Source organism: Bradyrhizobium sp. AT1, assembly GCF_001590795.1.
Taxonomy (GTDB): Bacteria; Pseudomonadota; Alphaproteobacteria; order Rhizobiales; family Xanthobacteraceae; genus Bradyrhizobium.
Window position 1 is genome coordinate 1394307 of sequence record NZ_JXDL01000001.1, and the last position, 1733, is coordinate 1396039.

At 68.3% G+C, this 1733-nt stretch carries 2 protein-coding genes and 1 pseudogene; 2 read left to right on the plus strand and 1 reads right to left on the minus strand.

The genetic code is table 11. The features are described 5' to 3' along the window. A partial coding sequence (locus SE92_RS37060; RefSeq protein WP_245324478.1) for a zinc-binding dehydrogenase occupies positions 1–472 on the plus strand: 472 nt, incomplete at its 5' end. Here the strand turns inward: SE92_RS37060 and SE92_RS06615 are convergent. Then, a complete protein-coding gene (locus SE92_RS06615) occupies positions 462–1370 on the minus strand; it encodes a DUF3280 domain-containing protein (RefSeq protein ID WP_063195005.1) in 909 nt (302 codons plus the stop codon). The genes SE92_RS37060 and SE92_RS06615 overlap by 11 nt on opposite strands. A gap of 192 nt (positions 1371–1562) precedes the next feature. Between SE92_RS06615 and SE92_RS37440 the strand changes: the two are divergent. Continuing rightward, positions 1563–1733 (plus strand): annotated as a pseudogene (locus SE92_RS37440) (histidine kinase); the annotation flags it as partial.

Here is a 1733-nt window from a genome sequence, read left to right on the forward strand (position 1 = left end):
GTCGCGCTTCGGCGGCGCGGCCGAGATCGTGGTGACTGACGTCGCCGACGCGCCGCTGGCCGTTGCCAAGAAGCTCGGCGCGACGCATGCCATCAACGTCGCGGCCGATGCCGCAGCGCTCGATCCATGGCGCGCCGGCAAGGGCGTGTTCGACACGCTGTTCGAGGCCTCGGGCAATCAGGCTGCGCTGCGCGCCGCGCTCGACGTGCTCAGGCCCGGCGCGACGCTGGTGCAGCTCGGCCTCGGTGGCGAGATGACGCTGCCGATCAACTCCATCGTCGCCAAGGAATTGCAGCTGCGCGGCACCTTCCGCTTCGATCCCGAGTTCGAGCTCGCGGTGCGGCTGATGGGTGAAGGCCTGATCGACGTCAAGCCGCTGATCACGGCGACCATGCCGTTCGAGAACGCGATCGCCGCCTTCGAGCTCGCCAGCGACCGTTCGCAGTCGATGAAGGTGCAGCTTACTTTTTAGCAGCGTCCGCGGCCTGCTGGCTTTCGATCAGCCGGTCGCTGACCAGTCGAACCGCGCCGCGCTTCCAGGAATAGTCCGCGCCCAGGCGCAGGCCGCTGTCGCCGCGCGCCAGCACTGCGCCGGTGTTGGCGTCGCGCAGCTGGAAGCCGAGCGTGTATTCGGTGCGGCTGACCCGCCGCACCACGCCGATCAGCGATTGTTCCGCGCCGAGCTTCTGCGCCAGCGCCGACTCGCACCCGCCGCAGTCGCGCAAAGCGCCCGCCTTCGCCACCTCGCCTCGCGCGCTGCCGACATCGACGATGCGGTAGCGGCCGGATTGGCCGAGCACCTCACGCACCCCGCCGGTGACCTCGGCCAGGTACGCTGCGTCCGACGTGGCCACGGTGCCTCCAGAGGCGGCCGTCATATCCTCGAGCTCGAAATCGAACACGGCCAGCGCGACCGGCGCCGGCTGCGCCAGCGCGGCGATGACCTCGCGGGCGAGGAACGCCTCGGCGCGGTCCCAGGCTTCGTCATTGTCGCCGCGGAACGTGTAGAGCTTCTCGAACAGGACCTTTTTGGCGCCGGTATCGATCACGGCGACCCGCGCCCATTGCACCAGCGTGCTGGTCTTCTGGACTCCGCCGACGACCTTGAATTTCGCATTGGCTTGTCCGGCGGGCGTGAGCTGATAGCGCTTGTCCGCCCCGACATCCCGCCGCAGCGCGACCATGAACGCAGCCAGCCGCTTCTCGTGGAGGGCGGTCTGGTCGACCGGCTCGCCGGACGTATCCAGATACTGGAAATCCTCGATCGAGACGCCGGCCGGCGCGGCCGCCTCCGTGCCCGCGCCGGCAGGGCCGACATTTACGAGGATCGCGAACAGCAAAGTAGGAAGGATGAACCGGGAGAGGTGCATGAGCAGGCCTCGCAGCAGGACGCGGTTCGCCAATCTCGGCGGCCGGCCCGAGCCCTTGCAACGGCGACCGTCCCGGCCAGCGCCGGGAAAATTTCACGTCGCTGCACTGCGGGAGAGCGTAGCGCTTTCCGCCGCTGGCGTTCTGCCGTTTAATGCGCGGGCGACAAATCCGTTCGCGCCAGGTGCTGCTCGATGTGGAACCGCCCGAGATTCGATCTCAAGGTCCGTCTGACGTTGCGCGTGGCGGCCATCACGGCCGCCTGTTTCGCCGCGATCTCCGCCTATTTCCTGATCGCGGCCGACCGCGCGGTGCACACGCGCATCGACGGCATCGCCGCGATCGTGGCAAAATCGCTGGAGCTG

Bases quoted from the DNA above. Each gene is read 5' to 3' on its own strand.
- SE92_RS06615 (WP_063195005.1), bottom strand. From the start codon at position 1,370: ATGCACCTCTCCCGGTTCATCCTTCCTACTTTGCTGTTCGCGATCCTC.